This window comes from Bradyrhizobium sp. BR 10261, from assembly GCF_019455395.1.
Classification (GTDB): Bacteria; Pseudomonadota; Alphaproteobacteria; order Rhizobiales; family Xanthobacteraceae; genus Bradyrhizobium; species Bradyrhizobium manausense.
In genome coordinates, this window is sequence record NZ_JACOFQ010000001.1 from 291,827 (window position 1) to 316,756 (window position 24,930).

Consider the following 24,930-nt stretch of genomic DNA (forward strand, 5'->3'; position numbering starts at 1 on the left):
GCATCGCCATGCCCGTCGATTCCGCGCGTCTCGAAATCCTGACTGCTCTCGCCCGCAAGGCGCTGTGGCTGTCGTCATGGACCATCCACCACGCCAACCACATCCGCTCCAATGCTGATGGACTCAAGGTCGGCGGCCATCAGGCATCCTCGGCCTCGCTCGCCACCATCATGTCGGCGCTGTACTTTCATGTGCTGCGGCCAGAGGACCGCGTCGCGGTGAAGCCGCATGCGAGCCCGGTGTTCCATGCCATCCAGTATTTGTTCGGCCGGCAAAGCCGCGAAAAGCTGGAGAACTTCCGCGGCTTCAAGGGCGCACAGTCCTATCCCTCGCGCACCAAGGACGTCGACGACGTCGACTTCTCCACCGGCTCGGTCGGCCTCGGCGTCGCGCAGACGCTGTTTGCCTCGCTGGTGCAGGATTACGTCAAGGCGCATGGCTGGATGAAGGATCGCCGCGAAGGGCGGATGATCGCCCTCGTCGGCGACGCCGAGATGGACGAGGGCAACATCTTCGAAGCCCTGGCGGAAGGCTGGAAGCACGGCCTGCGCAACACCTGGTGGGTGGTCGACTATAACAGGCAGTCGCTCGACGCCGTCGTGCGCGAAGGCCTGTGGGAAAAGTTCGAGACCATGTTCCGCAATTTCGGCTGGGACGTGGTGATCGTGAAATACGGCCGGCTGATGCGCGAGGCTTTCGCGGAGCCAGGCGGCGAGGCGCTGAAGCGCTGGATCGACAATTGCCCGAACGCGCTTTACGCCGCGCTATGCTTCCAGGGCGGCGCGGCGTTCCGCAAGCATCTGCACGACGAGATCGGCGACCAGGGCCCGATCACTGCGCTGATCGACAAGCGCAGCGACGAGGAGCTGCTGGCGCTGATGTCGAATCTCGGCGGCCACGACATGGCGAGCATGGTCGAGGCGTTCGAATCCATCGACCATGATCGACCGGTCTGCTTCATCGCCTACACCATCAAGGGCGTCGGCCTGCCGTTCCAGGGCCACAAGGACAACCATGCCGGCCTGATGACTGTTACGCAGATGGAGAAATATCGCGAGAGCCAGAACATCCGCCCCGGCCACGAATGGGACAAGTACGAGGGCTTGCCGCAGAGCGTCGCCGAGCTCGACGCGTTTCTCGCGCGCGTGCCGTTCAACCAGGATGGCCGCCGCCTGACCGCGCCCGTGGTCGAGGTGCCTGCGCAGCTCGCCTTCAAGCCATCGCCGCAGATGTCGACGCAGCAGGGTTTCGGTCTCGTGCTGAACGAGATCGCGCGCGGCGACAGCGAGCTGGCAAAGCGGATCGTCACGACCTCACCCGATGTCACCGTCTCGACCAATCTCGGCCCGTGGGTGAACCGGCGCGGCCTGTTCGCCAATGCCGCGAAGGCGGACTTATTCCGCAGCGAGAAAATTCCCTCGACCTACAATTGGGACGCTTCGCCGAAGGGCCAGCATCTCGAGCTCGGCATCGCCGAGATGAATTTGTTCATCATGCTCTCGGCACTCGGCCTGTCGCACCAGATCAACGGCGCGCGGCTCTTGCCGGTCGGCACGCTCTACGATCCCTTCATCGAGCGCGGCCTCGATGCGCTGAACTATGCCTGCTACCAGGATGCGCGCTTCATGGTGGCGGCGACGCCATCAGGCATCACGCTCGCGCCGGAGGGCGGCGCGCACCAGTCGATCGCAACGCCGCTGATCGGCATGGCGCAGGACGGGCTTGCCTCGTTCGAGCCAGCCTTCGTCGACGAGCTCGCGGTCATCATGGGCTGGGGCTTTGAGCACATGCAGCGCGATCCGGGCGAGGGCGGCTCGGTGTACCTGCGCCTTTCGACGCGCAGCATCGAGCAGGCGCAGCGCATCATGACGCCGGAGTTGCAGCAGGGCATCACCGACGGCGCCTATTGGCTGCGCAAGCCCGGCCCCAATGCCGAGCTCGTGATCGCCTATACCGGCGCGGTTGCGCCCGAGGCGATTGAGGCGACCGGCTTTATCGGCGAGAACAGGCGCGACATCGGCCTGCTCGCGATCACGTCGGCCGATCGTCTCCATTCCGGCTGGACTGCCGCGCGAAAATTGCGACGCGATCGGCGTGGCGTGCAGCATCTCAGCCATGTCGAACAATTGCTGGCGCCGCTGCCGCGCGATTGCGGCATCGTGACCGTGATCGACGGCCACCCCTCCGCGCTCGGCTGGCTCGGCAGCGTCCGCGGCCATCGCGTCGAGGCGCTCGGCGTCGAGCAGTTCGGCCAGACCGGCAGCATCGCCGATCTCTACCGCCACTACGGCATCGATGCCAATGCCATCATCGATGCGGCCGAAAGCCTCACCACCGGCGCGCCGGTGCTGCATCGGAAGATGGCGGTGTAAGGGAAGTAACCGGCCCCGTCCTTCCGGGGCGACGCGTCGCGTCGAGCCCGGAATCCATCGGGCCCCCGTGCAGGTGGCGAAATGGATTCCGGGCTCGCGGCTTTGCCGCGCCCCGGAATGACGGCGCGCCATCTTGCCTCGCTCCCGCCATCAGCTCATATAGCCTCCGTCCGCCGCAACGCTGGCCCCGCATATGGCGGGTTCAATTGCCGGCGCTTTCGTGCAAGGATGCCTGCCGAAACGCCCCCCAAGCCCCCAAGAAGAGGTTAACGATGGTCAATCGCATGCAATTCTACATCGACGGCGCCTGGGTCGATCCCGCCGTCAAGAAGTCCACCGCCGTGGTCAATCCCGCGACGGAAGAGGCGATGTACGAGGTTGCGCTCGGCTCCAAGGCCGATGTCGACAAGGCCGTTGCCGCCGCCAAGCGCGCCTTCGCAACGTTCTCCCAGACCAGCCGCGAGGAGCGCGTCGCGCTGCTCGGCAAGATCATCGAGATCTACAAGACCCGCATCAAGGAGATCGGCGCCGCCGTCTCCGACGAGATGGGCGCGCCGTTGCCGATGGCGGAGAAGCTCCAGGCCGGCGCCGGCCTTGGCCATCTCATGACCACGCTCGACGTGCTCAAGAACTATCATTTCGAGGAGCCGATCGGCACCGCCATGGTGCTGCGCGAGCCGATCGGCGTGGTCGGCATGATCACGCCCTGGAACTGGCCGCTGAACCAGATCGCCTGCAAGGTCGCGCCCGCGCTCGCCGCCGGCTGCACCATGATCCTGAAGCCCAGCGAGTTCACGCCCACTTCGGCTTTGATTTTTGCGGAGATCCTGCATGAAGCCGGCGTGCCGAAGGGCGTGTTCAACCTCGTCAACGGCCTCGGCCCCGAGGTCGGCGCCGCCATGAGCGAGCACCCCGATATCGACATGATCTCCTTCACCGGCTCGACCCGCGCCGGCATCGATGTGGCCAAGCGCGCCGCGCCCACCGTGAAGCGCGTCAGCCAGGAGCTCGGCGGCAAGTCGCCGAATGTCATCCTCGAAGGCGCCGACCTGACGAAAGCGGTGACCGGCGGCGTGATGCACATGTTCAACAACTCCGGGCAGTCCTGCAATGCGCCCTCGCGCATGATCGTGCCGTTGTCGAAGATGAAGGAGGTCGCCGCGATCGCTAAGGCCGTCGCAGACAAGACCAAGGCGGGCGATCCGCGCGCCGATGGCACCACCATCGGCCCCGTCGTCAACCGCGGCCAGTGGGACAAGATCCAGGCGCTGATCAAGAAGGGCATCGACGAGGGCGCAACGCTCGTCGCCGGTGGTCCCGGTCTGCCGGAAGGCGTCAACAAGGGCTTCTATGTCCGCCCGACCATCTTCGCCGACGTCACGCCCGAGATGACGATCGCGCGCGAAGAGATTTTTGGACCGGTGCTGACCATCCTCGGCGCCAAGGACGAAGCCGACGCCGTCAAGATTGCCAACGACACGCCTTACGGCCTCGCCGGTTACGTCTACGGTCCCTCGGTCGAGGACGCCAAGCGCGTCGGCCGCCAGATCCGCGCCGGCAACGTCAACCTCCAGGGCGTGCCCAACGACCGCACCGCGCCGTTCGGCGGCTACAAGCAGTCGGGCAACGGCCGCGAGTGGGGCAAGTACGGCCTCGAGGACTTCCTCGAAGTGAAGGCCGTCGCGGGCTTCAACGCGGCGTAGGCTTTACGCGTGCACAAGACGACGCCGGAGCGGCAAACCGCTCCGGCGTTTATCGTTTGTGATCTTCGTAGGGTGGATTAGCGAAGCGTAATCCACCGCTTCTATTTCCATGGAGACGAACAGTGGTGGGTTACGCCTTCGGCTAACCCACCCTACGATTCCAACTTATCCTCCCAACGCTCCCTGCGTATTCACATACAGCGCGTAGATCGACTGGCTCGCCGCCATGAACAGGCGGTTGCGCTTGACGCCGCCGAAGCAGAGATTGGCGCAGCGCTCGGGCAGCGCGATGCGGCCGATCATGACGCCGTCGGGTGCGAACACGACGACGCCGTCGAGCTCGGGATCGCCCATGCCCCAGCCGCACCAGAGATTGCCGTCGATGTCGACGCGGAAACCGTCCGGCGTGCCGGGGCCGGCATCGACGAAGACGCGCTTGTTCGAAAGCTTGTCACCGGAAGGCGAGACGTCATAGGCGAGAATTTTGCGGGTCGGAACGCCCCGGGATTCGATGAGATAGAGGATTTTCTCGTCCGGCGAGAAGGCGAGCCCGTTCGGCCCGAGCACACCCTCGGCGACGATTGTGGCTTTGCGGGTCTCCGGGTCGAGCCTGTAGACGTTCATGTCGATCTCGGGCTCGGACTTGTAGCCCTCGTAGTTGCCGAGCAGGCCGAAGGTGGGATCGGTGAACCAGATCGAGCCGTCCGATTTGACAACGACATCGTTCGGCGAGTTCAACCGCTTGCCGTTGAATTGATCCATCAGCACGGTGATCTCGCCATCATATTCGGTGCGGGTCACGCGGCGCCCGCCATGCTCGCAAGTGACGAGCCGGCCCTGCCGATCACGCGTATTGCCGTTGGCGAAATTGGAGGGTTTGCGGAACACGCTGACAGCGCCGGTCTCTTCCTCCCATTTGATGATGCGCTGGTTTGGAATGTCGCTACAGAGCAGATAACGCCCGTCGCCGAACCACACGGGACCCTCGGCCCAGCGCAGGCCGGTCGCCAGCCGCTCCACCGCCGACAGCTTTAGCCAGTATTTTTCGAAACGGGGATCCAGTGCTTTTATCGCGGGATCAGGGTAATAAGTCGCCGGCCGCCAGCCTTGGTTATGGGACGATGCCTCATTCATGTCGGTTCTCTCGTTTCGTTCCCTCTGGACAATGCTGCTATCATTAGAGACACGTGACCGCAAATCGGTCACCAACGGCGAGGGACAACATGGCGCGTATCTTGATGACGGGAGCTTCGGGCGGAATCGGCACGAGCCTGCGAAAATTGCTGCCGCCGATCTATCCGGATCTCATGCTCTCCGACATCAAGCCGCCCGCCGATCTCGGCGCGAACGAGCAGTTCAAGGCGGCTGACCTCGCCGATCTCGCGCAAGTTGAGGCGATCTGCGAGGGCGTCGACGGCATCATCCATTTCGGCGGCTATTCGGTCGAAGGCAGCTGGGACCAGATCCTCCAGGCCAATATCATCGGCGGTTACAATTTGTTCGAGGCGGCGTATCGCAAGGGCGTCAAACGTGTGGTCTTCGCCTCGTCGAACCACGCCGTCGGCTTCTATCCGCGCCACCACAAGATCGGCACCGACGTCACCCCGCGTCCCGACAGCCGTTATGGCGTCAGCAAGGTCTTTGGCGAGGCCGTCGGCGCTTTCTATGCCGACAAGCACGGGCTGAAGGTGACGTGCCTGCGCATCGGCAATTTCGGCGACATGCCGCTCGACCAGCGCCGGCTTTCGATCTGGCTGAAGCCGGAAGATTTGGTGCAGCTCTGCCGGATCGGGCTCGAACATCCCGACATCCATTTCGAGGTGTTCTACGGCGCCTCTTTCAACGAGCGCGCCTGGTGGGACAACCACCGCGCCTACGAGTTCGGCTACCGCCCCACGGGGCGCGCCGAGGATTTCCGCGAGCACGCGATGGCCGAGCAGGCCAAGCTGAAGCCGGATCCGGTCGGCGATCATTTCCAGGGCGGCACATTCTGCAGCAACGAATTCGATGGCGACACGAGCCGGATCATCGATTGGAATAAGCGGTAACGGTTGCTGCGATACAGGTGTGCTCCCTCGGATCGGTTGGGGTGACGGGTTGCCTCTACAACAACGGTGAAGGTTAGGCTCGCCGCCGCCCCACGGTCATTGCGAGCGCAGCGAAGCAATCCAGAATCCCTCCGCGGAAAGACTCAGGATTGCTTCGCTGCGCTCGCAATGACGAGTTGAGAGAAGCCACCAACGGAGCACCTAGCTCGCGGAACTTAGTCCACCCCCTCATCCGGAATGTTCAGAATCGTTCCGCAAGCCTTGCAATGCACGGCGTCCACGTCATGTCGCTGCAAGCCGCAGACCGGGCAGGGGAAGCGCACCTTGGAAGGCGCGAGCAGGGCCTTGGCGAGGTTCAGGAACAACGTCACACCGAAAATCATGATGACGACGGTGATCAGCCGCCCCATGGTGCCGGGCAAGGTAATGTCGCCGAAGCCGGTCGTGGTCAGCGCGGTGACCGTGAAGTAGAGGGCGTCGGCATAATTGGTAATCTGGGGGTTGTGAGACTTCTGGGTCTCGTAGACCACCCCGGTCATCACGAAGACGAATACGCCGAGATTCGTGACCGCAAAGACGACGTCCTCGTTCTTCCGAAAAAAGGCGCTGTCGGTTCGCAAGCGCGCGACCATTCGATAGTCGCGGAGCAGCCGCAATGTTCGAAATGCCCGCAGGAAGCCGCCGGCTTCCCCGGTGAGCGGCGCAAGGAACGAAATGATGACGACGATGTCGGTCCAGGTCGACAGCCGCGCGAGGTCACGCAGCGGCTGACGGCTGCTGATCATCCGCGCGGCGAAGTCCGCAAGGATCAGGACGCCGAACACGATGTCGAACGCCTCGATGACCCCGGTGCGAGGCAGGAACGAGGTCGCGATGATGAACAGGACTATCACGATGTCGAGCCCGAGCAGAGCATACCGAAACTTTATGCAGCCGGGCGTGTCGCCTTCATAGAGCTCTCGAATCCTGATCTTAAGAGTCTCAAATGGGCCGACGATGGCGTCGAGGAGTCCATGTCCCTTTGCGTTGTTGCGATAGGATGTCATGGTCGCTGCGCGCCTAGCCCTCCGAGGGATCGAGCATTTCGCCGATCTTGTGAACGGCGACGTTGATCGACATGCCCTGATAGTCGCCGGCATCGCCGAACCACGAGCCGGCCAGCGGAACGGCCTGGCCCGGATGGCGCGCGATCGCCACGGGGATGAGGTCGAAGCCGGCGCTCAGGCTATTGGTCGGATCGTAATCCAGCCAGCCGGCGCCGGGCAGGAACACCTGCACCCAGGCGTGGGTCGCGCCGGAGCCGGTCATGCCCACGGCGCCGCCGTCGAGCGCTGAGTCGTAGAGGTAGCCGCTGACGAAGCGCGCCGCGAAGCCGAGGCGGCGCAGCGTCTCGATCATCAGCCAGGCAAAGTCCCGGCAGGTGCCCGATTTCGTGCGCAGCGTCTCCGCCGGCGACTGGGTGCCTTCCGCATCTCTGCTGCGATAGTTGAACTCGTTGCGAAACGAGCCCAGCAGGCGGCGCAGCACATCTGCCGTCCGATCCTGATCGCCGGCAACGAAACTCTTGGTCCACGCCGCGTGGCTGCCGTCGGGATCATCGGCATGTGGACGCAGATAACCGGCAAGGTCGGTCCATTCGTCCGGCGTATACTGCACCGGCACTTCCTCGGCGCGAGCCTCGAGCGGAAACGACTCAAGACCCTTGATCCCGAAATAGATGCCGCGAACCCTGAACGTGAATGTCAGCTCCGTGCCGGGCTCGCCGATGTCGATCACTGTGACGGTATTGGAGCGGGAGTCCGTGACCCAATGCACCTTGGACGCCAGGTTGGTCTGGGCGGACCAGCGAAGCAGCCGGGTCGAGGCGCCGCGCCGCGGCAGGAACATGGCCCGGTGCGTGCCGAAGGTCACCGGCTTCGCATAGCGGTAGGCCGTGGTGTGGATGATTTCGCCAATGATCGCCATGCATTGATCCGCTTCGAGGCGTCCGCATTGCGCAACTGTCGCCAGAGTGAGCGTCGACAACACCTCCAGCTTTCGGTTCGGTCGCTTTCGCCCAATTGATCTAGATCAACGTGACCCCGGGATCGGGCGGCTCTAGCTCAAGGGATCACGCAATCCTTCAAACGTTTAGGCAAACCGACCGAATGGAGCGATGGACATGGGCATCCTTTGGACGATCATCATCGGATTTCTGGTCGGACTGGTCGCGAAGTTCATCATGCCCGGCGACAAATCCGAGCCCAAGGGGTTCATCCTGACGACAGTTCTGGGGATCGTCGGCGCGTTCGTCGCGACCTGGCTCGGCCAAGCCGTGGGATGGTATCATTTCGGGGAAGGCGCCGGCTTCATCGGCAGCGTGGTTGGCGCCATCATCCTTCTCTTCCTGTATGGCCTTGTGATGGGCCGTCAGGGGCAGGCTTGAAAATTACCCTGTCCGTCGTCGCAGTGCTTGCGATGCTGGCAGGACCATCGCGCGCCGCAGCGCTCAGCGACGCCGAGGCGACATTTCTCGAAGAACTCGTCACGGCATCCGTGGTGCTGGAGCAACGTTGCGTCGGCTACGAGGTCGATGGCGCCGGCGCCGTTCAGCTCGGCGCACGGCTGCTCGGCAGCACCGATGCCGCGATGACGATGATCGATGCCTATTCCGCCGCCATCAAGGCCCGCGATGGTGAGAGCTATGATCCCGGAAAATTCCGCGCCGAGGTGTCGGAAGCGGCCGCCAAGACGTTCAGGCGGGTCCGCGCGGATCTGATCAGGAATCCGAACAGGGCTTGCGCTGACTACGGCGATGCCGGTGTCGATCGCGGCCTGCTGCGACGCTACTAGGCCCCGCTGGCAAATCCCACGAACGTCGTCGCCTCATCGACGGACTTGCGCTCGGAAACGACGGCATTGGCGGGAAAGCTGTGATCGGGCCAACCCAACGCGATGCTCTTCATGATCACCTGGTCATCCGCAATCCCGGCATGCTCGCGCACGACGGGGGATTGCATGATACCCTGGCTGTTGATCACGGCCCCAAGCCCCCGCGACCAGGCCGCGTTGACGAGTGCGGTCGCCACGGCGCCACAGTCAAAGGCCGTATCGTCGCTGGAGGCCAACTCGCGATCATATGTGATGATCACGCACACAGGCGCGTCGAACTGGCGAAAGCCGCGCAGGACCCATTCTTGCCGCTGCTGCTTGTCATCTCGCGCAATTCCCATGGCGCTGAACAATTGCTTGGCAACGCCAATCTGGCGTTCGCGATGCACGCCCTCGAACGGCTGGCCGGTTCGAAATTCGCGCGAGTGCGGCACGCCCGCCAGATTGCGCTCGGTGTTGCCCTGACGGATACGATCCAGCGGTGCACCGGTGATGACGTAGAAATTCCACGGCTGGGTATTCATCGACGATGGCGCGCGCATGGCCAGCGCCAGGATCTCCTTGATCAATTCCGGCGGGACAGGGTCGGGCTTGTAACCGCGAATGCTTCGCCGGCCGAGAATGACATCATCAAATTCCATTGTGCGGCATCCTGAAATTGGCATGATGCCGCGTTCTCCCCCACGGCTTTGATCGTGTCCATAGACTTTTTGGCGAGCGGGCAGCCCGACCTTTTCGTATTCGCCAATCTCTGCTGATGGGCCGTTGGAGCGGACGTCTTCTCCTGGTTACGAAGGTGATGCGGTTTCCCCCGCAATCCGCGCCAGATAATCGGCCTTGCTGAACTGCATGTGGTCCACGCACAGCTGCGCCAGCGCCCAGCTGTCGCGGCCTTTCAGCAGCTCGATCATCAGGTCGTGCTGGCGACGCGAGAGCGCGAGGCCCTCGCGATCGGCGAGGTTCTTGGCGCGCATCGGCAAGGTCAGGTTCATGTAATCCTGTAGCGAGCGCACCAGATAGGGATTGCCGCAGGCGGAGAATAGCGCGAGGTGGAAGGCATCGTTGGCTTCGTGGATGCCGCGCAGGTCGCGCACATCCGCCTTCGCGCAATAGTCGCGTTGCAGCGCAGTCAGCTCGTCGATCAGGGCCTGCGGCGCGGGCAGCGGGATCATCAGCGCGGCTTGCCGCGTCAACATCTCCCTGACTTCGTAGATCTGCCGGACCTCTTCGGCCGAGTAGAACCGCACGGTGGCGCCGACGTTCTTCTCGCGGCGGACGATGCCGCGGCGCTCGGCATCGACCAGCGCTTGCCGCACGAAATGGCGCGAGGTGCCATATCGAGACATCAGCGCATCCTCGGTCAGCCGCGCGCCCGGCGCGAGGCGGCCGAAGATGATGTCCTCCTCCAGCCGCGCGACGACGTCGTCAGGGTCGTCGCGCCTGGCAGGCATGGCATCTGCGGTGCGAATGTCGGACATGCCCTCGGCCTCCGGCGTCTGCCGGTTTGCCTTTAGGGAGCAGGGAAGAGGCAGATTGTCAATAATCTGACTGTTTGGCGGTGCGACAGTCCCGAAATGGTGAAGTAGACGCCTGTCTTATTGACAATCAGGGGGCAGGCTGTAGCACAATGGCTGGCGAGAAGGAGCGGTCTGATGACGGGTGGTTTGCGCAAGGGGCTGACGAGCTATGGCGATGCCGGCTTCTCGCTGTTCCTGCGCAAGGCGTTCATCAAGGCCATGGGCTATTCCGACGACGCGCTGGAGCGCCCGATCGTCGGCATCACCAACACCTATAGCGACTACAATCCCTGCCACGGCAACGTCCCAGAGATCATCGAAGCCGCCAAGCGCGGCGTGATGCTGTCGGGCGCGATGCCGTTCGTATTCCCGACCATCTCGATCGCCGAGAGCTTTGCGCATCCGACCTCGATGTATCTGCGTAATCTGATGGCGATGGATACCGAGGAGATGATCCGGGCCCAGCCGATGGACTCGGTGATCGTGATCGGCGGCTGCGACAAGACGCTGCCTGCGCAGGTGATGGCGGCGATCAGCGCCGATCTGCCGACGGTGGTCATTCCGGTCGGGCCCATGGTGGTCGGTCATCACAAGGGCGAGGTGCTGGGCGCCTGCACCGATTGCCGCCGTCTGTGGGGCAAATATCGCGCCGGCGAGATGGACGATGCCGAGATCGAGGCCGTGAACGGCCGTCTCGCCCCGTCGGTCGGCACTTGCATGGTGATGGGCACCGCTTCGACCATGGCCTGCATGATCGAAGCCATGGGCCTGTCGCTGCCGATGAGTGCAACCATCCCGGCGCCGCATGCCGAGCGTTTCCGGCTGGCAGAAGCGAGCGGCCGGGTCGCCGCCGAGATGGCCAAGACCAAGGGGCCGAAGCCGAGCCAGCTCTTGACGCCGGCCTCCTTTAGGAACGCGCAGGTCGTGCTGCAGGCGATCGGCGGCTCGACCAACGGCCTGATCCATCTGACCGCGATGGCGCATCGCTCGCCGCATCGGCTCGATCTCGAAGCGTTCGACCAGATCGGCCGCGAGGTGCCGGTGCTGGTCGATCTCAAGCCGTCAGGCGAGCATTACATGGAGCATTTCCATCACGCCGGCGGCGTGCCGAAACTGCTGGCCCAGCTCGGCGACCTCGTCGATCTCGATGCGAAGACCATCAGCGGCCAGACGCTGCGCGATGTGGTCGCCAATGCCGAGGATGTGCCGGGCCAGGACGCGATCCGCTCGCGCGACAATCCGATCAAGAAGGAGGGCGGCCTCGCCATCCTGCACGGCAACCTCGCGCCGCGCGGCGCGGTGATCAAGCAGTCCGCCGCGAGCCCGAAACTGTTGAAGCACACGGGACGCGCTGTGGTGTTCGAATCCGTCGAGGACATGACCCTGCGGGTCGACGATCCCGAGCTCGACGTCAGCGCCGATGACGTGCTGGTGCTGCGCAATGCCGGTCCCAAGGGCGCTCCTGGTATGCCCGAAGCAGGCTATCTTCCGATCCCGAAGAAGCTGGCGCGCGGCGGCACCAAGGACATGGTGCGCATTTCCGATGCGCGCATGAGCGGCACCGCGTTCGGCACCATCGTGTTGCACATTACGCCGGAATCCGCCGTCGGCGGGCCGCTGGCGCTGGTGAAGAACGGCGACATGATCAGTCTCGACGTGGCCAGGCGCAGCATCGAATTGCTGGTCGATGCCGCCGAGCTCGAGCGCCGGCGCGCGGCCTTGAAGCCGGCCGCTGCGCCCGACGAAGCACGGCGCGGCTATGCCTGGCTGTTCAACGAGACCATCATGCAGGCCGACGAGGGCTGCGACTTCGACTTCATGCAGAGGACCGGGAAGAAGACAGAGTAAGGGCTGACAACCAGCGAGCGCCGAGACCGCTGAAAGCGGCGGGCGATAAAACAGGGGGAGACGATGATTGCACGATCCATGCGTGCGTTGGTGGCCGCGGCCGCCATGCTGTTCGTCACGGGCGCGGGGGCACAGGAGGTGAAGCATTACCGCTTCGCCTATGACCAGCCCAAGATCACCGGCTATGGCATCCTTGGCGACATCTTTGCCGAGAAGCTGAAGGCGCTGAGCAAAGGCACGATGCTCATCGACCAGTATCCCGGCGCGCAGCTCGGGCAGGAGCCGCAGGTGCTGCAGCTCGTCAAGGCGGGTGATATCGAATTCTGCATCTCATCGTCTGCGAACGCCGCGACGCTCTCGCCGCAGGCCGGCGTGATGTCGATGCATTTCCTGTTCCGCTCGGAAGACCATCTCATCAAGGCAATGGCGGATCCCGCGGTGGCGAGCGCAGTCAAGGCGATGATCTCGGACACGGTTCAGGGCGCCCACGTCATTGCGCTTGCGACTCTTGGTCTACGCAACATGTATTCCAAGCGCGAGATCAAGAAGGTCGACGACATGAAGGGCCTGAAGGTGCGAGTGCAGGCGACGCCGACCGAGGACACCATGTTCCCGGCCTACGGCGCGCAAATCGTGCACATGCCGTTCGGCAGCGTCTACACGTCCTTGCAAACCGGCGTGGTCGATGTCGCCGAGAACGGCGTCAACGTCTATCTCGCCAACAAGCATTACGAGGTGGCGCCGGTGCTCTCGATGACCGAGCATGAGGCCAACAACAGCCTGGTCTGGATCAGCGACAAGCTCTGGAACAGCCTCACGCCTGAGCAGCAGGGTTGGGTTCAGGCCGCGGCGGACGAAGTCAACAAGACGCAGCCGGCCAAGGCAATCGAGCTTGAGCATCAATCGCAAGTCAAGCTGAAAGCGATCGGCGTCAAGATCGTCCCCGATGTCGACAAGTCCGGCTTCATTGCGATCGCCAATCCCTATCTCGACAAGCTCGCCAAGGATCTCGGCCCGCACGCCGAGAAGATCAAGGACCTGATCCGGGCGATTAATTAGGGCGGTGCTCGGCTCTTTCACCGAGTCGTCCCGGCGAAGGCCGGGACCCATAACCACAGGATTGAGTTTGGCGAAGACTCGGAGTCGCCAGCTCGCGCAACAACTCCCTTTCGGGGTTATGGGTCCCGGCCTTCGCCGGGACGACGGAGAGGTCGATGCCCATCGCCGACAAGCTCGTAATGCAACGGCAGCGCCATCTGAAATGGCGCTGGCTCGACTGGCTCGAGCTTACGCTGATGGTCCTCTGCGGCGTGCTGTGCTTCGGCTTCTCGCTGTCGGTCACCGCCGACATCGTCACCCGCACCATCGGCCATCCCTGGCTATGGCTGCAGGAAGTCACCTCGACGCTGTTCATCTATGCGATCTTCATCGGCACCGCCGTGGCGACGCGTCGCAACGATCACCTCTATCTCACCGCGATCTCCGAGGCGATGCACGGTGCATCCAGGATCATCGTCGAAATCATCATCCGCCTCATCGTGCTCGGCGTTGCCTTCTGCCTGATCTGGTACGGCTACCAGAACTATCTGCGCGGCTTCGGCAGCTTCCGCCTGCCGTCGGGCACGCCGATCGCCTCGCTCTACGCCATCATTCCGCTCTCCGGCATCCTGATCGGCCTCTTCGCCATCGAGCAGCTGGTCAACGGTCTGCGCAATGGGTTTGATCATCCAGAACCGCCGGACGAGGACGCTGCGCCCGTCGTGGCCGAAACGCAGGCGAGGGCGCAGCCGTGAGCGCACCCATTGTTCTGGCAATAATGTCGATCTGCTTCCTGTCGTTCGGCTATCTCGGCGTGCCGGTGCCGTTCTCGCTGATGGCCGGCGTCTTCATCGGCGCGTTGCTGTCCGATGTCTCGCTGGCCGCCATCATCCAGAAGATCTTTGACGGCGTCGATTCCGAGGCGCTACTGGCGATTCCGTTCTTCCTGCTGGTCGGCGAGCTCATGAGCTCGGCCAATGTGGTGGTGCGAATAGCCAATCTCTCGGTGTCGCTGGTCGGGCATATCAGGGGCGGCCTGTCGCAGGTCGTGGTCGTCTTCAGCATGTTCTTCTCGGAAATGTCAGGCTCGACCACGGCCGACGTCGCCGTGATGAGCCGCGCGCTGGGCGGCCCGATGAAGCGCGAAGGTTACGAGCCTGCCTTCATCGCCGCGATCATCGCCTCGGCCTCGACCATCGCGGCGCTGGTGCCGCCGAGCATCACGGCCGTGGTTTACGGCGCCGTCGGCAACGTCTCCATCGCGGGCCTGTTCATGGCAGGCGTGGTGCCCGGCCTGATGATCGGCTTCGGGCTGATGATCTACTGCTACCTTTTCGGCCCCTCGGGCCTGCGTAAGCCCCGCGCGCCGCTGCGGCAGGTGGTGTTCGCGGCCGGCGATGCGGCCCTGCCGCTGATGATCCCCGTGATCTTGCTAGGGGGCATTCTCACCGGCTGGTTCACGCCGACGGAGGCCGGCGTCGTCGCCGTGGTCTGGATCATCCTGGTGGTGATCCCCGCGCTGAACCGCGGGCATTTCAGAAAGATCCCGTACGATTTCTGCCTCGCCGGGCTCATTTTCTCACTGCCGCTGATCACCATCGGCGCGGCCAACGCCTTCGGCTGGATGCTCGCCTATCTGCGCGGCGCCAGCTACATCGCCGACATGATCACCTCGATCGCCGGCAACGATCCGCATCTGATCATGCTGCTGATGGTGCTGCTGTTCACCGTGGTCGGCGATTTCATCGAGCCGGTGCCGACCATCATCATCTTCATGCCGCTGGTGAACGCACTGACGGAGGCCGGCGACATCAACGGCGTGCACATGGGCGTGGTGCTGATCGCGACGCTCGCCTTCGGCCTGATCACGCCGCCTTATGGTCTGGTGCTGCTGATGGCCTCGAAATTCGTCGGCATCAGCTTTGCCAGGGCGCTACGCGCGGCGCTGCCGATCTACGTCGTCTTCTTCGCCACCATCGCGTTCGCCATCTACTTCCCGAGCGTCGTGCTGTGGCTGCCGCAGCACGTGCTGCCGGAGTCAGTCGGCTGCTTCAAGTCGCCGGCGGGGACGGGCTACATCTGCCCTAAGTAGATATCACTTGCTCTTGCTTGTGAATTTCTTCACGGCAACGCGAAATTCCTCCGTGTTCATCGCCATGATGATCTTGTGCTCCTCGGCATCTAACTGCTGCTTCACCGGCGTGGTCGCGGCCGCCTGGACCAGCGCCTTGGTGCCCGAGATCGCCGCCGACGGGTTCTGCGCGAGGCGCTCGGCGAGCTGCCGCGTTGCGGCTTTCAGCTCGGTTGCAGGAACAGTCTTGACGACAAGCCCCCATTCATAGGCCTGCTGTGCGGTAAAATTGTCCTCGGCGAGGAAGATTTGCAGCGCGCGGCGCGAACCGACCGTGCCGACGATCCCGACCGTCGAGCCGCCATCCGGCGACACGCCGATCTTGGCATAGGCGGGGGTGAACTTGGCGTCGTCAGCGGCGATGCAGAGGTCGGTGACGAAGGCGAGGCCCATGCCGGCGCCGGCGGCCGAGCCGTGCACGCTCGACAGCGAGATTTTTGGCATCCGCCTGAGGATCTCGATGAAGGCATGATAGTGCTTCAAGAGCTCGCCGACCACAGGCGTCACAATGTTGGCCTCGGCCGCAGCGCCGATCGTCTGCAGATCGCCGCCGGCCGAGAAGGCACGGCCTTCGCCTTCGATGACCACGACCTTGATGGCATCATCGCCCTCGATATAGGCCGCGAGTTGCTCGAGCTTCTGCGCGATCGCGAGGTTGACCGAGTTGAACGCGGCGGGGCGGTTGAGCGTGATGGTCGCGATCGCGCCCTCGATCCGTAGCAGCGCGGGATCGTCGGGCTTTGAGACGGGAGCTGGCATCTGGAATATCCCCGGCTAGAGGTTCGTTGCTGCAACTAAATCGCAGAAGGGCAGGGGTGACAATCCCCGGCCAACAGTCCCCCGGCCCTTGCGCAGCGCGGAATGATCGGCTCAAATGGGGCCGCCTTCGTCAAAGGGACGGACACGAGCGCCGGCTCCTCGCAAGGCTAGCCAAGCCATTCTTAGCGAGAGGAGACGACATGGGTCATGCTCGTGTCTTGCGGAAAAGAGCTGTCCAATGACTGAGGGTCCTGTGATCATTGTCGGTGCCGGCCATGGCGGCTACCAGGTCGCGGCATCGCTGCGCCAGGCGGGCTTTACCGAGCGCATCTGCCTGATCAATGACGAGGCGCATCTGCCCTATCAGCGGCCGCCGCTGTCCAAGGCCTACATCAAGGCCTCGGCCGGGCCCGACAGCCTGATGTTCCGCCCCGCAAAATTCTATCAGGACCAGAAGATCGAGCTGATCTCAGGGCGCGCCGTGTCGATCGACCGGGCGGCGCGAAAACTGCTGCTCGCATCTAGCGAGACGTTGCCTTATGGCCATCTCGTGCTGGCCACAGGCGCGCGCAACCGCTTGCTCGATCTGCCCAACGCCAATCTGCCCGATGTGAAATATTTGCGCATCCTCGACGAGAGCGAGGCGCTGCGGAACATCATTCCGACGAAGACGCGCGCCGTGATCATCGGCGCCGGTTTCATTGGTCTCGAATTCGCCGCCACCGCGCGCATCAAGGGCCTGGAAGTGGACGTGCTCGAGCTCGCCCCGCGCGTGATGGCACGCGCCGTGACGGCGGAGGTGTCCGAATATTTCCAGGCCCGCCACCGCGAGGCCGGCATCCGCATTCACCTCGGCGTGCAGGCCACCTCGATCGAGGCCGAGAACGGCAAGGTCACCGGCGTCAGTCTCAGTGACGGCCGCCATCTGCCCGCCGATCTCGTGGTGGTCGGTGTCGGCGTGCTGCCGAATATCGAGCTTGCGGCCGAGGCGGGCTTGCCGGTTGCCGCCGGCATCATCGTCGATGAATATCTGTCGACGGCTGATCCCAACATCTCCGCGATCGGCGACTGCGCGCTGTTCGCGAGCCCGCGCTTTGGCGGCTCGCTGCGGCTGGAATCAGTGCAGAACGCCACCGATCACGCCCGCTGCCTTGCGGCACGGCTGACCGGCGATAAAAAGCCTTACGACGGCCATCCCTGGTTCTGGAGCGACCAGGGCGACGACAAGCTGCAGATCGCCGGCCTCACCACCGGCTACGATCGCGTCGTGTTGCGCGGCGATCCCGCCAAGAAGGCGTTCTCGGCGTTCTGCTATCACGGCGACAGACTGCTCGGCATCGAATCGATCAACCGCGCCGGCGATCACATGTTCGGGCGCCGATTGCAGGCCATGGACCGCTCGATCACGCCGGAGCAGGCCGCCGATGAAAACTTTGACCTGAAGAGCGCGCTGGCTTGATCTCTCCGTCATTGCGAGCGCAGCGAAGCAATCCAGAGTCTTTCCGCGGCGGCAGTCTGGGTTGCTTCGCTGCGCTCGCAATGACGGGAGTATTGCCTAGAGCACCGCCTTGACCTCCGCGGCCGTCGGCATCGACGGCCCCGCGCCCATCCGCTGCACCGAGATCGAGGCAGCGGCGTTGGCGAAGGCGAGGGCGGTGCGCAACGGCACGCCACCGGCAAGCTGCGAGGCGAGTGCGCCAACGAAGCAATCGCCGGCGCCCGTCGTGTCGACCGCCTTCACCACGCGGCCCGGCACCGCGAATTCCTCGCTGGCAGCGAGCGCGAGCACGCCGCGCTTGCCCAGCGTGACGCAGATGGTCTGGTCCGCCCGCGCCTGAAGTTGTCGCGCCACCGCGATGATCTTGGCCGCCTCGTCGTCGTCAGTGAGCTCCACACCGGCGAGGAAGCCGAGCTCGGTCTCGTTCAGCACGAGAATATCGACCAGCGTGAGCAACTCGCCCGACATCTTTTGCGCCGGCGCCGGGTTGAGCAGCGTCGTCGCTCCGGCGGATCGCGCCCGCGCGAAGAACGCAGCAATCGTCGGCAGCGGGATCTCGAACTGGCTGACCGCGACATCGCCCTTCGCCAGCGGCACGTCCGCGACGTCCTCCGCGCTGACAAGCGCATTGCTGCCAGGAATGACGACGATGGTGTTGTCGGAGGCCGCAACCGTGATGATCGCGGTGCCGCTATGCGTGTCGGCCTCGCGCACCGCGCCGAGATCGACGCCCTGCGCAGCGAGGAACGCCCTCAGCTCCGCTCCGAACGCATCCTTGCCCAACCGCCCGATCAGCGTCGTCCTCGCGCCGAGCCTGGATGCCGCCACCGCCTGGTTCGCGCCCTTGCCGCCCGGAAAATACAACACCTCGCGGCCGGCGACGGTCTCGCCGACTTTGGGGTGGCGATCGGCGGTCGCCACCACATCCATGTTGATGCTGCCGGCGACGAACACGCGCCCCATTACAAAATCCCTAGACCCTGACTTCGAACTCGTGCCTGACCTTGGCGATGTCGACAAGGGTCGGCAGGCCCGCCTCGTTGCCGAGCCGCTGGATCTTGAAGGTCGAGGCGGCGCGGGCAAAATCAAAATGCTCGCGCCAGCTTTTGCCGGGATGGGCGAGGTAGGAATAGACATAGGCGCCGTGGAACACGTCGCCGGCGCCGTTGGTGTCGATCACGCGCTCGCGCGGGATCGGCATTGCCGGCATCACCTGCACCGTTCCGGTTTCGTCGTACCAGAGCAGGCCCTTCTCGCCCATGGTGACGCCGCCGATCTTGCAGCCGCGGCTCTTGAGATAGTCGAGCATCTTCTCCGGCGTCAGATCCATCTGCTCGCACAGGCGCTCGGCGACGATGGCGACGTCGATGAATTCAAGCAGCTCATGCGTGTTGGTGCGCAGGCCGCCGCCGTCGAGCGAGGTCAAAATGCCCGCCTCGCGGCACACCTTGGCATAGTGGATCGCCGCATCCGGCTGGTGGCCGTCGACATGCAGCGCGCGGCAGCCGCCGAGATTGAGCATCGGAAAGGGGTGGATGTGCTCGTCGTCGCGGCAGCGGACGATGGCGCGCTTGCCGTCCTTGGGCATGATGAAGGACAGCGAGGACTGGTTCACCTTCCGCGGATGCAGCGAGATCGCGTATTTCGCGCACATGTCCTGGAACATGCGCCCCAGCCAGTCATTGGCGGCGGTGGCGATCAGGTCGGGCACGATGCCGAGCTTGGCGCAGCAGAACGCCGCCGTCACCGCGTTGCCGCCGAAGGAGACCGCGTATTCGCGGGCCACGTGCTTTTCGTCGCCGGTCGGCATGTGGTCAGTGATGAAGACGACATCGATATAGGTCTGTCCGATAAAGAGAGCCTGCATTGCTTGTCCGTGATGCGCTGGGTGGTCCCGGCCGGCGCACTTACTCTAGCACCGGTTCCGCGCGAACGACGCGGAAATTATTCACAAAACCGGCCCGAAGCGCTTGAGGTCGGCCTAGGGTCGGAATACGACCATGTCAGGCCCGTGCCAAGCCCGGACATTTGCCGTTGCCCGGCCCCATGGTTCCAGGGCCGATCAAAAGGGACAAGCATGATCACCGGCCTCGATCATATTGTTGTTCTGGTCAGGGATATCGGTGCGGCAAAGGCGGCCTATCAGACGCTGCTCGCGCGCGCGCCGGCCTGGCAGAATTCCGGCGAGGGCGCCTACCGCGTGCTGTTCACCCTCGACAACATGACCCTCGAATTGATGGCGCCGAGCGGCTTTACCGCGACCGCGGACCGGATGCGTGCGCTGCTCGAGGAGCAGGAGGGCGTGCTCGCCAGCCTGTGCTTTCGTGTCGCCGACATCGGCAAGATGCACCGGCGGCTGGACCGGGTGGCACTGAAGCCGGATCCCGTCGCGGAGGTCGAGAGCAGCGACGACGTCTCGGGCGCGGCGCTGCACTGGAGGCGGACGCGGGCCGCGACCGAGCTGACGCGCGGCGTGCGCATGTTCTTCCTCGAGCTTGCCGAGGAGCGTCCGAAGTCGGTGGCCTCAGACGTCGCGCCGATCGACGGGCTCGATCACGTCGTCATCACCACGGAGGATTCCGATCGCGCCGCCGCGCTCTACGGCGCGCGGCTGGGGCTCGATCTCGCGCTCGACCGTTCCCATCATGATTGGGGCCAGCTGATGTTCTTCCGCTGCGGCGATCTCATCGTCGAAGTGGTGCGCCGCCCCGTCGCGGGCGGGGATATCAGGCATGACCGGCTCTGGGGCCTGAGCTGGCGCGTCGCCGACATCGACGCCACCCGCGCCCGCCTCATCGCCGCCGGACTCGACGTCAGCGAAGTGCGCAACGGCCGCAAGCCCGGCACGAAGGTGATGACCGTGCGCAGCGGCACCTGCGGCATCCAGACCGTGCTCCTGGAGCGCTCGCCGAAACCGGTGGAGTAGGTTGTCATTCCCCGGCGTCGCGCAGCGACGAGCCCGGAATCCATTCTTCCACATGCTCTGACGCCCGATGGATTCCGGGCTCGCGCCCAGGAGGGCGCGCCCCGGAATGACGAAACTATGCGACCGGGCCCCCGCATGATACATGCGATCCGGACGACCACCCAGCGAGCACCCGGTTTGGCGAAGGCAACCGCAAAGCGAACTCTGAAATGGCAGCGCGACCCCGAGGGGATGCGGCTGCGTATTCTCGAGGCGGCCAAGCAGGAATTCTCCGCGTACGGGCTCGCCGGCGCGCGCGTCGACCGCATTGCCGCCAAGGCCGGCGCCAACAAGCGCATGCTGTACTATCACGTCGGCAACAAGGACGAGCTTTACCTCGCCGTGCTCGAAGGCGCCTATGACAAGATCCGCAGCGAGGAGCGGGGGCTCGATCTCGAACACCTCGATCCGCCCGAGGCGATCAGGCGGCTGATCGAGTTCACCTGGAATTACTTCCTGCGCAACCCCGAATTCCTGTCGCTGCTCCAGACCGAGAACCTCGCACGCGCAAAGCATCTGAAGCGCTCGACCAAGGTCAAGTCGATGCACTCGCCCTTCGTCGAGATGATCCGCACCGTGGTGCGGCGCGGCGTCGAGAGCGGCGATTTCCAGGTCGCCGTCGATCCGGTGCAGCTCTACATCTCGATCGCGGCGCTCAGCTTCTTCTATCTCTCCAACTCGGCGACGCTCAGCGTGATCTTCGGCCGCGACCTGCTCGCCAAGGACGCCAAGGACGAGCGCCTCGCACACATGGTCGGCCTGGTGCTGGCCGCGCTGACGGGAAAGTCGGCCGCACTGTTCGGGATCGCGAAAGCGCCGAAGTCGCGCGCCGCGGTGGCGCAGACGGTGTAGCTGCGCTGACCGCACGCTGGCGGACGTCTCGTCAGCCGCTTCCCCGATCTCAACTGTCATCGCCCGACGTGATCGGGCGATCCAGTATTCCAGAGGCGTCGATGAGATACGGAGAAGCCGCGGCGCGATGATCCTGCCACACCACCTTCGTTTGACCTCCATTACGGCACCCGCCGCTCGGAACCTCCGCCGCCAACCCTCACAGCGAACCCCCTAGACAGTATTTATCCAACGGGTTAATTTCTTCCGATAACGAAGAAGACTGCCGGGAGTTGAAACGTGGCCGAACCGAAGCCCCAAGAGGCGGTGTCCAAATTGCTGAATGCGGCCTGGGTTCGGCCGTTTTTTTTCCTGGTGTTCATCGTCGTGGCCTGGGATCTTGCGATCCGGCTGTTCAAAATTCCGGCCTATCAGATCCCGGCGCCGGCCGACGTCGTCGCGGTACTGCGCTCCGACTGGCCGGAACTGCTGCGCCAGTGCTGGCCCACCACCTATGCAACGGTCTGGGGCTTTCTGCTGTCCGCACTGTTCGGCATCCCCGTCGCCATGCTGATCGCGGGCTCGAAGACGGTGGAGAGCTACGTCTATCCGCTCTTGGTGTTCTCCCAGTCCGTGCCGAAGATCGCGATCGCCCCGCTGTTCGTGGTCTGGTTCGGCTTCGGCATCCTGCCGAAGGTGATCTCGGCCTTCCTGCTCGGCTTCTTTCCCGTCGTGGTCTCGGCGGTGCAGGGCTTCAAATCGGTCGATCCTGACATGATCGATCTCGCCCGCGCCATGCAGGGCAGCCGCTTCCAGGTGTTTTGCGCGGTGAACCTGCCGCATGCATTGCCGGCGATCTTCTCCGGCCTCAAGGTTTCGGTGACGCTCGCCGTGGTCGGAGCCGTCGTCGGCGAATTCGTCGGTTCCAATTCCGGCATCGGCTACGTCATGCAACGTTCGATCGGCACCTTCGACCTGCCGACGATGTTCGCAGCGTTGGTGATCCTCGCGCTGCTCGGCGTCGTCCTGTTCTGGATCGTCGACCGCATCGAGAAGCTGATCATTCCCTGGCATGTCAGCCAGCGCGAGGACGTGATCTTCGCTTCCTAAACTTAAGCAACGGCCAGCAACGGCCGAAACACAACGACAAGGGAGAGTGACGATGAAGCGGTGGATTGGGGCTGTTGCAGCGGCGCTGATGACGTTTGCGGCCATGCCGGCGCAGGCGGCCGACAAGGTCGTGCTGATGCTGAACTGGTACGTCTATGGCGAGCACGCGCCGTTCTATTACGGCAAGGCCAAGGGCATCTATGCCACTGAGGGCATCGACCTCGAGATCCAGGAAGGCCGCGGCTCGGCTGCGACCACCCAGGCCGTCGCCGCCAAGACCGCGGACTTCGGCTATGTCGACGTGCCCACCATGATGCGTGCCGCGATCAAGGGCGCGCCCGTCATCGCGACCGGCGTGCTGCTCCAGACCTCGCCGATGTCTGCGATGGGTTTTGCCGACAAGAACATCCGGAAGCCCGAGGACATCAAGGGCAAGACCGTCGCGATCACGCCGGCCGATTCCATGACCCAGATCTGGCCGCTGTTCCTGAAGAAGACCGGCCTGAAGGAAAGCGACTTCCAGACCGTCGCCGGCGACGGCCAGACCAAGCTCAACGCCGTCATCAACGGCCAGGCCGACCTGCTGCTCGGCTACGTCATGGACCAGTCGATGAAGATCAAGGACGCCACCGGCAAGGACGTCTATCCGATCAAGTTCGCCGACTACGGCATCAACATGGTCTCGTCGGGCATCATCGCCAATACCGACTACGTGAAAGCCAATGCCGACCTCGTCCGCCGCTTCATGTCGGCGACGACAAAGGCGGTCGAAGCCGCCGAGAAGGAGCCGAAAGCGGCGGCTCAGTCGATCCTCGATGCCAACCCCAAGGGCGGCAAGATCGACACGCTGACCCAAGGCTTCGAGCTGACCATTCCGCTGTACCGGACCGCCGAGACCAAGGGCAAGCGGCCGTTCCAGGTCACCGACCAGAACATGACCGACAGCGTCAACCTCATGGTCGAGTACGGCGGCCTCGACGCCAAGGCCAAGGAGAACCCGAAGGCGTTCTACACCAACGACTATCTGCCGAAGAGTGGCACGTGAAGCAACACACACCGTCATTCCGGGGCGCCCGAAGGGCGAACCCGGAATCCATGTTTCGTCAGAACCCGCTGCCCGATGGATTCCGGGTTCGCGACTTCGTCGCGCCCCGGAACGACGAATGTAACTTGGGCGTTCGATTGGGTGTGATCGAATGATTCCGGAGAAGGCCAGTCTGACAGACCAGCCCGCCGCGCATCTCCGACTGGTGAGCGACCGGGCCAGCCATGCGTCGGGCATCAAGCTATCCGGCGTGTCGAAAACCTACCGGACGCGCGACGGCGACGTGCCGTCGCTGCGGCCGCTCGACTTCCACATCAATGACGGCGAGTTCTTCGTCGTGGTCGGCCCCTCCGGCTGCGGCAAGTCCACGCTGCTCAAGCTGATCTCCGGCCTGCTGCCGCCGACCACGGGCGAGGTGCTGGTCGAGGGCGAGAAGGTGACCAAGCCGCATGGCAATGTCGGCATCGTGTTCCAGAACGCGCTGCTGCTGCCCTGGCGCAACATCCTCTCCAACGTGATGCTGCCGATCGACATGAAGCGGCTGCCGCGGGAGGAATATCTCGCCCATGCCAAGGCGCTCTTGAGGTTGGTCGGGCTGGAAGGATTCGAGAAGAAGCTGCCCTGGCAGCTCTCCGGCGGCATGCAGCAGCGCGCCTCGATCTGCCGCGCCCTGGTGCACGATCCCAGGATCATGCTGATGGACGAGCCGTTCGGCGCGCTCGATGCGCTGACGCGCGAGCGCATGAATGTCGAGCTGATGCGGATCCAGCGCGAGACGAAGAAGACCGTGCTCTTGATCACGCATTCGATTCCGGAGGCCGTGTTCCTCGCCGACCGCGTGCTGGTCATGACCGAGCGGCCCGGCGCGATCGCCGCGATCTATGACGTGCCGCTGCCGAGGCCGCGGTCGCTCGATGTGATGGCGGACCCTGTTTTCACCGAGCTGGTGCAACGCATCCGGAAGCATTTCTTCTCGCAGGGGAGGTTGGATTAGGACGATGGGATTCCCAGTGGCCAGCCGCACGAACGGTGCGCTCCCTCCCCCGCCTGCGGGGGAGGGCTGGGGAGAGGGTGTCTCCGCTGGCAGGACTCCCCAAGAGGTTAGAGCCCTCACCCGGCGCGGGACGATGCTTCGCATCGCCCGGAACGCGCAGACCTCTCCCGCAAGCGGGAGAGGCGCGTCGCCCGTGGTTA

General features: G+C 64.0%; 23 protein-coding genes. 15 read left to right on the forward strand and 8 right to left on the reverse strand.

Features of this window, described 5'->3' with window-relative positions:
- The first annotated feature begins 8 nt into the window (after nucleotides 1-8).
- Nucleotides 9-2,372, forward strand: coding sequence for a transketolase (locus HYH07_RS01385; protein WP_220000753.1), 2,364 nt, complete (start codon nucleotides 9-11; stop codon nucleotides 2,370-2,372).
- 272 nt (nucleotides 2,373-2,644) lie between these two features.
- Nucleotides 2,645-4,075 (forward strand): aldehyde dehydrogenase family protein, encoded by a 1,431-nt coding sequence (locus HYH07_RS01390; protein ID WP_220000754.1) that lies wholly within the window; start codon nucleotides 2,645-2,647, stop codon nucleotides 4,073-4,075.
- Between the two features lie 165 nt (nucleotides 4,076-4,240).
- Here HYH07_RS01390 and HYH07_RS01395 read toward each other — a convergent pair whose 3' ends face one another.
- The gene (locus tag HYH07_RS01395) at nucleotides 4,241-5,209 is read right to left on the reverse strand and encodes an SMP-30/gluconolactonase/LRE family protein (protein WP_220000755.1); all 969 of its coding nucleotides are present in this window, start codon (nucleotides 5,207-5,209) and stop codon (nucleotides 4,241-4,243) included.
- Between the two features lie 89 nt (nucleotides 5,210-5,298).
- On the opposite strand from HYH07_RS01395, the gene HYH07_RS01400 reads away from it, so the two are divergent.
- A complete protein-coding gene (locus tag HYH07_RS01400) occupies nucleotides 5,299-6,123 on the forward strand; it encodes an NAD(P)-dependent oxidoreductase (protein WP_220000756.1) in 825 nt (274 codons plus the stop codon).
- A 215-nt stretch (nucleotides 6,124-6,338) separates the two neighbouring features.
- Here HYH07_RS01400 and HYH07_RS01405 read toward each other — a convergent pair whose 3' ends face one another.
- Nucleotides 6,339-7,169 (reverse strand): ion transporter, encoded by an 831-nt coding sequence (locus HYH07_RS01405; RefSeq protein WP_220000757.1) that lies wholly within the window; start codon nucleotides 7,167-7,169, stop codon nucleotides 6,339-6,341.
- A gap of 13 nt (nucleotides 7,170-7,182) precedes the next feature.
- Nucleotides 7,183-8,088 (reverse strand): transglutaminase family protein, encoded by a 906-nt coding sequence (locus tag HYH07_RS01410; RefSeq protein ID WP_220000758.1) that lies wholly within the window; start codon nucleotides 8,086-8,088, stop codon nucleotides 7,183-7,185.
- Between the two features lie 196 nt (nucleotides 8,089-8,284).
- Here HYH07_RS01410 and HYH07_RS01415 point away from each other — a divergent pair, with 196 nt between their 5' ends.
- Together HYH07_RS01415 and HYH07_RS01420 are read left to right on the forward strand one after the other, a co-directional pair.
- On the forward strand, nucleotides 8,285-8,548 hold the full coding sequence (locus HYH07_RS01415) for a GlsB/YeaQ/YmgE family stress response membrane protein (protein ID WP_220000759.1): 264 nt from the start codon (nucleotides 8,285-8,287) through the stop codon (nucleotides 8,546-8,548).
- Nucleotides 8,545-8,955, forward strand: coding sequence for a hypothetical protein (locus HYH07_RS01420; RefSeq protein ID WP_228749146.1), 411 nt, complete (start codon nucleotides 8,545-8,547; stop codon nucleotides 8,953-8,955). Before HYH07_RS01415 ends, HYH07_RS01420 begins: the two co-directional genes overlap by 4 nt.
- Here HYH07_RS01420 and HYH07_RS01425 read toward each other — a convergent pair.
- A complete protein-coding gene (locus tag HYH07_RS01425) occupies nucleotides 8,952-9,635 on the reverse strand; it encodes a nitroreductase (protein ID WP_220000760.1) in 684 nt (227 codons plus the stop codon). The genes HYH07_RS01420 and HYH07_RS01425 overlap by 4 nt on opposite strands.
- A 147-nt stretch (nucleotides 9,636-9,782) precedes the next feature.
- Nucleotides 9,783-10,472 (reverse strand): GntR family transcriptional regulator, encoded by a 690-nt coding sequence (locus tag HYH07_RS01430; protein ID WP_220000761.1) that lies wholly within the window; start codon nucleotides 10,470-10,472, stop codon nucleotides 9,783-9,785.
- A gap of 174 nt (nucleotides 10,473-10,646) precedes the next feature.
- On the opposite strand from HYH07_RS01430, the gene HYH07_RS01435 reads away from it, so the two are divergent.
- The 4 genes from HYH07_RS01435 to HYH07_RS01450 all read left to right on the forward strand — a co-directional run bounded on the left by HYH07_RS01435 (nucleotide 10,647) and on the right by HYH07_RS01450 (nucleotide 15,489).
- Nucleotides 10,647-12,359 carry an IlvD/Edd family dehydratase gene (locus HYH07_RS01435; RefSeq protein WP_220000762.1) on the forward strand — a complete coding sequence of 571 codons (1,713 nt, stop codon included), beginning with the start codon at nucleotides 10,647-10,649 and terminating at the stop codon, nucleotides 12,357-12,359.
- A gap of 63 nt (nucleotides 12,360-12,422) precedes the next feature.
- A complete protein-coding gene (locus HYH07_RS01440) occupies nucleotides 12,423-13,418 on the forward strand; it encodes a TRAP transporter substrate-binding protein (protein ID WP_220000763.1) in 996 nt (331 codons plus the stop codon).
- A gap of 155 nt (nucleotides 13,419-13,573) precedes the next feature.
- Nucleotides 13,574-14,152, forward strand: coding sequence for a TRAP transporter small permease (locus HYH07_RS01445; protein WP_220000764.1), 579 nt, complete (start codon nucleotides 13,574-13,576; stop codon nucleotides 14,150-14,152).
- Nucleotides 14,149-15,489, forward strand: coding sequence for a TRAP transporter large permease (locus HYH07_RS01450; protein ID WP_220000765.1), 1,341 nt, complete (start codon nucleotides 14,149-14,151; stop codon nucleotides 15,487-15,489). Before HYH07_RS01445 ends, HYH07_RS01450 begins: the two co-directional genes overlap by 4 nt.
- Before the next feature lie 3 nt (nucleotides 15,490-15,492).
- On the opposite strand, the gene HYH07_RS01455 is transcribed toward HYH07_RS01450, so the two are convergent.
- Nucleotides 15,493-16,287, reverse strand: a complete 795-nt coding sequence (locus tag HYH07_RS01455) for an enoyl-CoA hydratase/isomerase family protein (RefSeq protein ID WP_220000766.1) — start codon at nucleotides 16,285-16,287, stop codon at nucleotides 15,493-15,495.
- Between the two features lie 238 nt (nucleotides 16,288-16,525).
- Here HYH07_RS01455 and HYH07_RS01460 point away from each other — a divergent pair, with 238 nt between their 5' ends.
- Nucleotides 16,526-17,746: an NAD(P)/FAD-dependent oxidoreductase gene (locus tag HYH07_RS01460; RefSeq protein ID WP_220000767.1), complete on the forward strand. Its 1,221-nt coding sequence runs from the start codon at nucleotides 16,526-16,528 to the stop codon at nucleotides 17,744-17,746.
- Between the two features lie 96 nt (nucleotides 17,747-17,842).
- Here the strand turns inward: HYH07_RS01460 and rbsK are convergent, their stop codons facing one another.
- Both rbsK and HYH07_RS01470 read right to left on the reverse strand, forming a co-directional pair.
- Nucleotides 17,843-18,748, reverse strand: coding sequence for a ribokinase (gene rbsK / locus HYH07_RS01465; RefSeq protein WP_220000768.1), 906 nt, complete (start codon nucleotides 18,746-18,748; stop codon nucleotides 17,843-17,845).
- A 10-nt stretch (nucleotides 18,749-18,758) separates the two neighbouring features.
- Nucleotides 18,759-19,652 carry a sugar kinase gene (locus HYH07_RS01470; protein WP_220000769.1) on the reverse strand — a complete coding sequence of 298 codons (894 nt, stop codon included), beginning with the start codon at nucleotides 19,650-19,652 and terminating at the stop codon, nucleotides 18,759-18,761.
- Between the two features lie 210 nt (nucleotides 19,653-19,862).
- On the opposite strand from HYH07_RS01470, the gene HYH07_RS01475 reads away from it, so the two are divergent.
- The 5 genes from HYH07_RS01475 (at nucleotide 19,863) to HYH07_RS01495 (ending at nucleotide 24,730) form a co-directional block, all read left to right on the forward strand.
- A complete protein-coding gene (locus tag HYH07_RS01475) occupies nucleotides 19,863-20,711 on the forward strand; it encodes a VOC family protein (RefSeq protein WP_220000770.1) in 849 nt (282 codons plus the stop codon).
- A gap of 135 nt (nucleotides 20,712-20,846) precedes the next feature.
- Nucleotides 20,847-21,602, forward strand: a complete 756-nt coding sequence (locus HYH07_RS01480; RefSeq protein ID WP_220000771.1) for a TetR/AcrR family transcriptional regulator — start codon at nucleotides 20,847-20,849, stop codon at nucleotides 21,600-21,602.
- Nucleotides 21,603-21,881: 279 nt separating this feature from the next.
- Nucleotides 21,882-22,691: an ABC transporter permease gene (locus tag HYH07_RS01485; RefSeq protein ID WP_220000772.1), complete on the forward strand. Its 810-nt coding sequence runs from the start codon at nucleotides 21,882-21,884 to the stop codon at nucleotides 22,689-22,691.
- 52 nt (nucleotides 22,692-22,743) lie between these two features.
- A complete protein-coding gene (locus tag HYH07_RS01490; protein WP_220000773.1) occupies nucleotides 22,744-23,736 on the forward strand; it encodes an ABC transporter substrate-binding protein in 993 nt (330 codons plus the stop codon).
- 151 nt (nucleotides 23,737-23,887) lie between these two features.
- On the forward strand, nucleotides 23,888-24,730 hold the full coding sequence (locus HYH07_RS01495; protein WP_220000774.1) for an ABC transporter ATP-binding protein: 843 nt from the start codon (nucleotides 23,888-23,890) through the stop codon (nucleotides 24,728-24,730).
- Nucleotides 24,731-24,930: the final 200 nt, after the last annotated feature.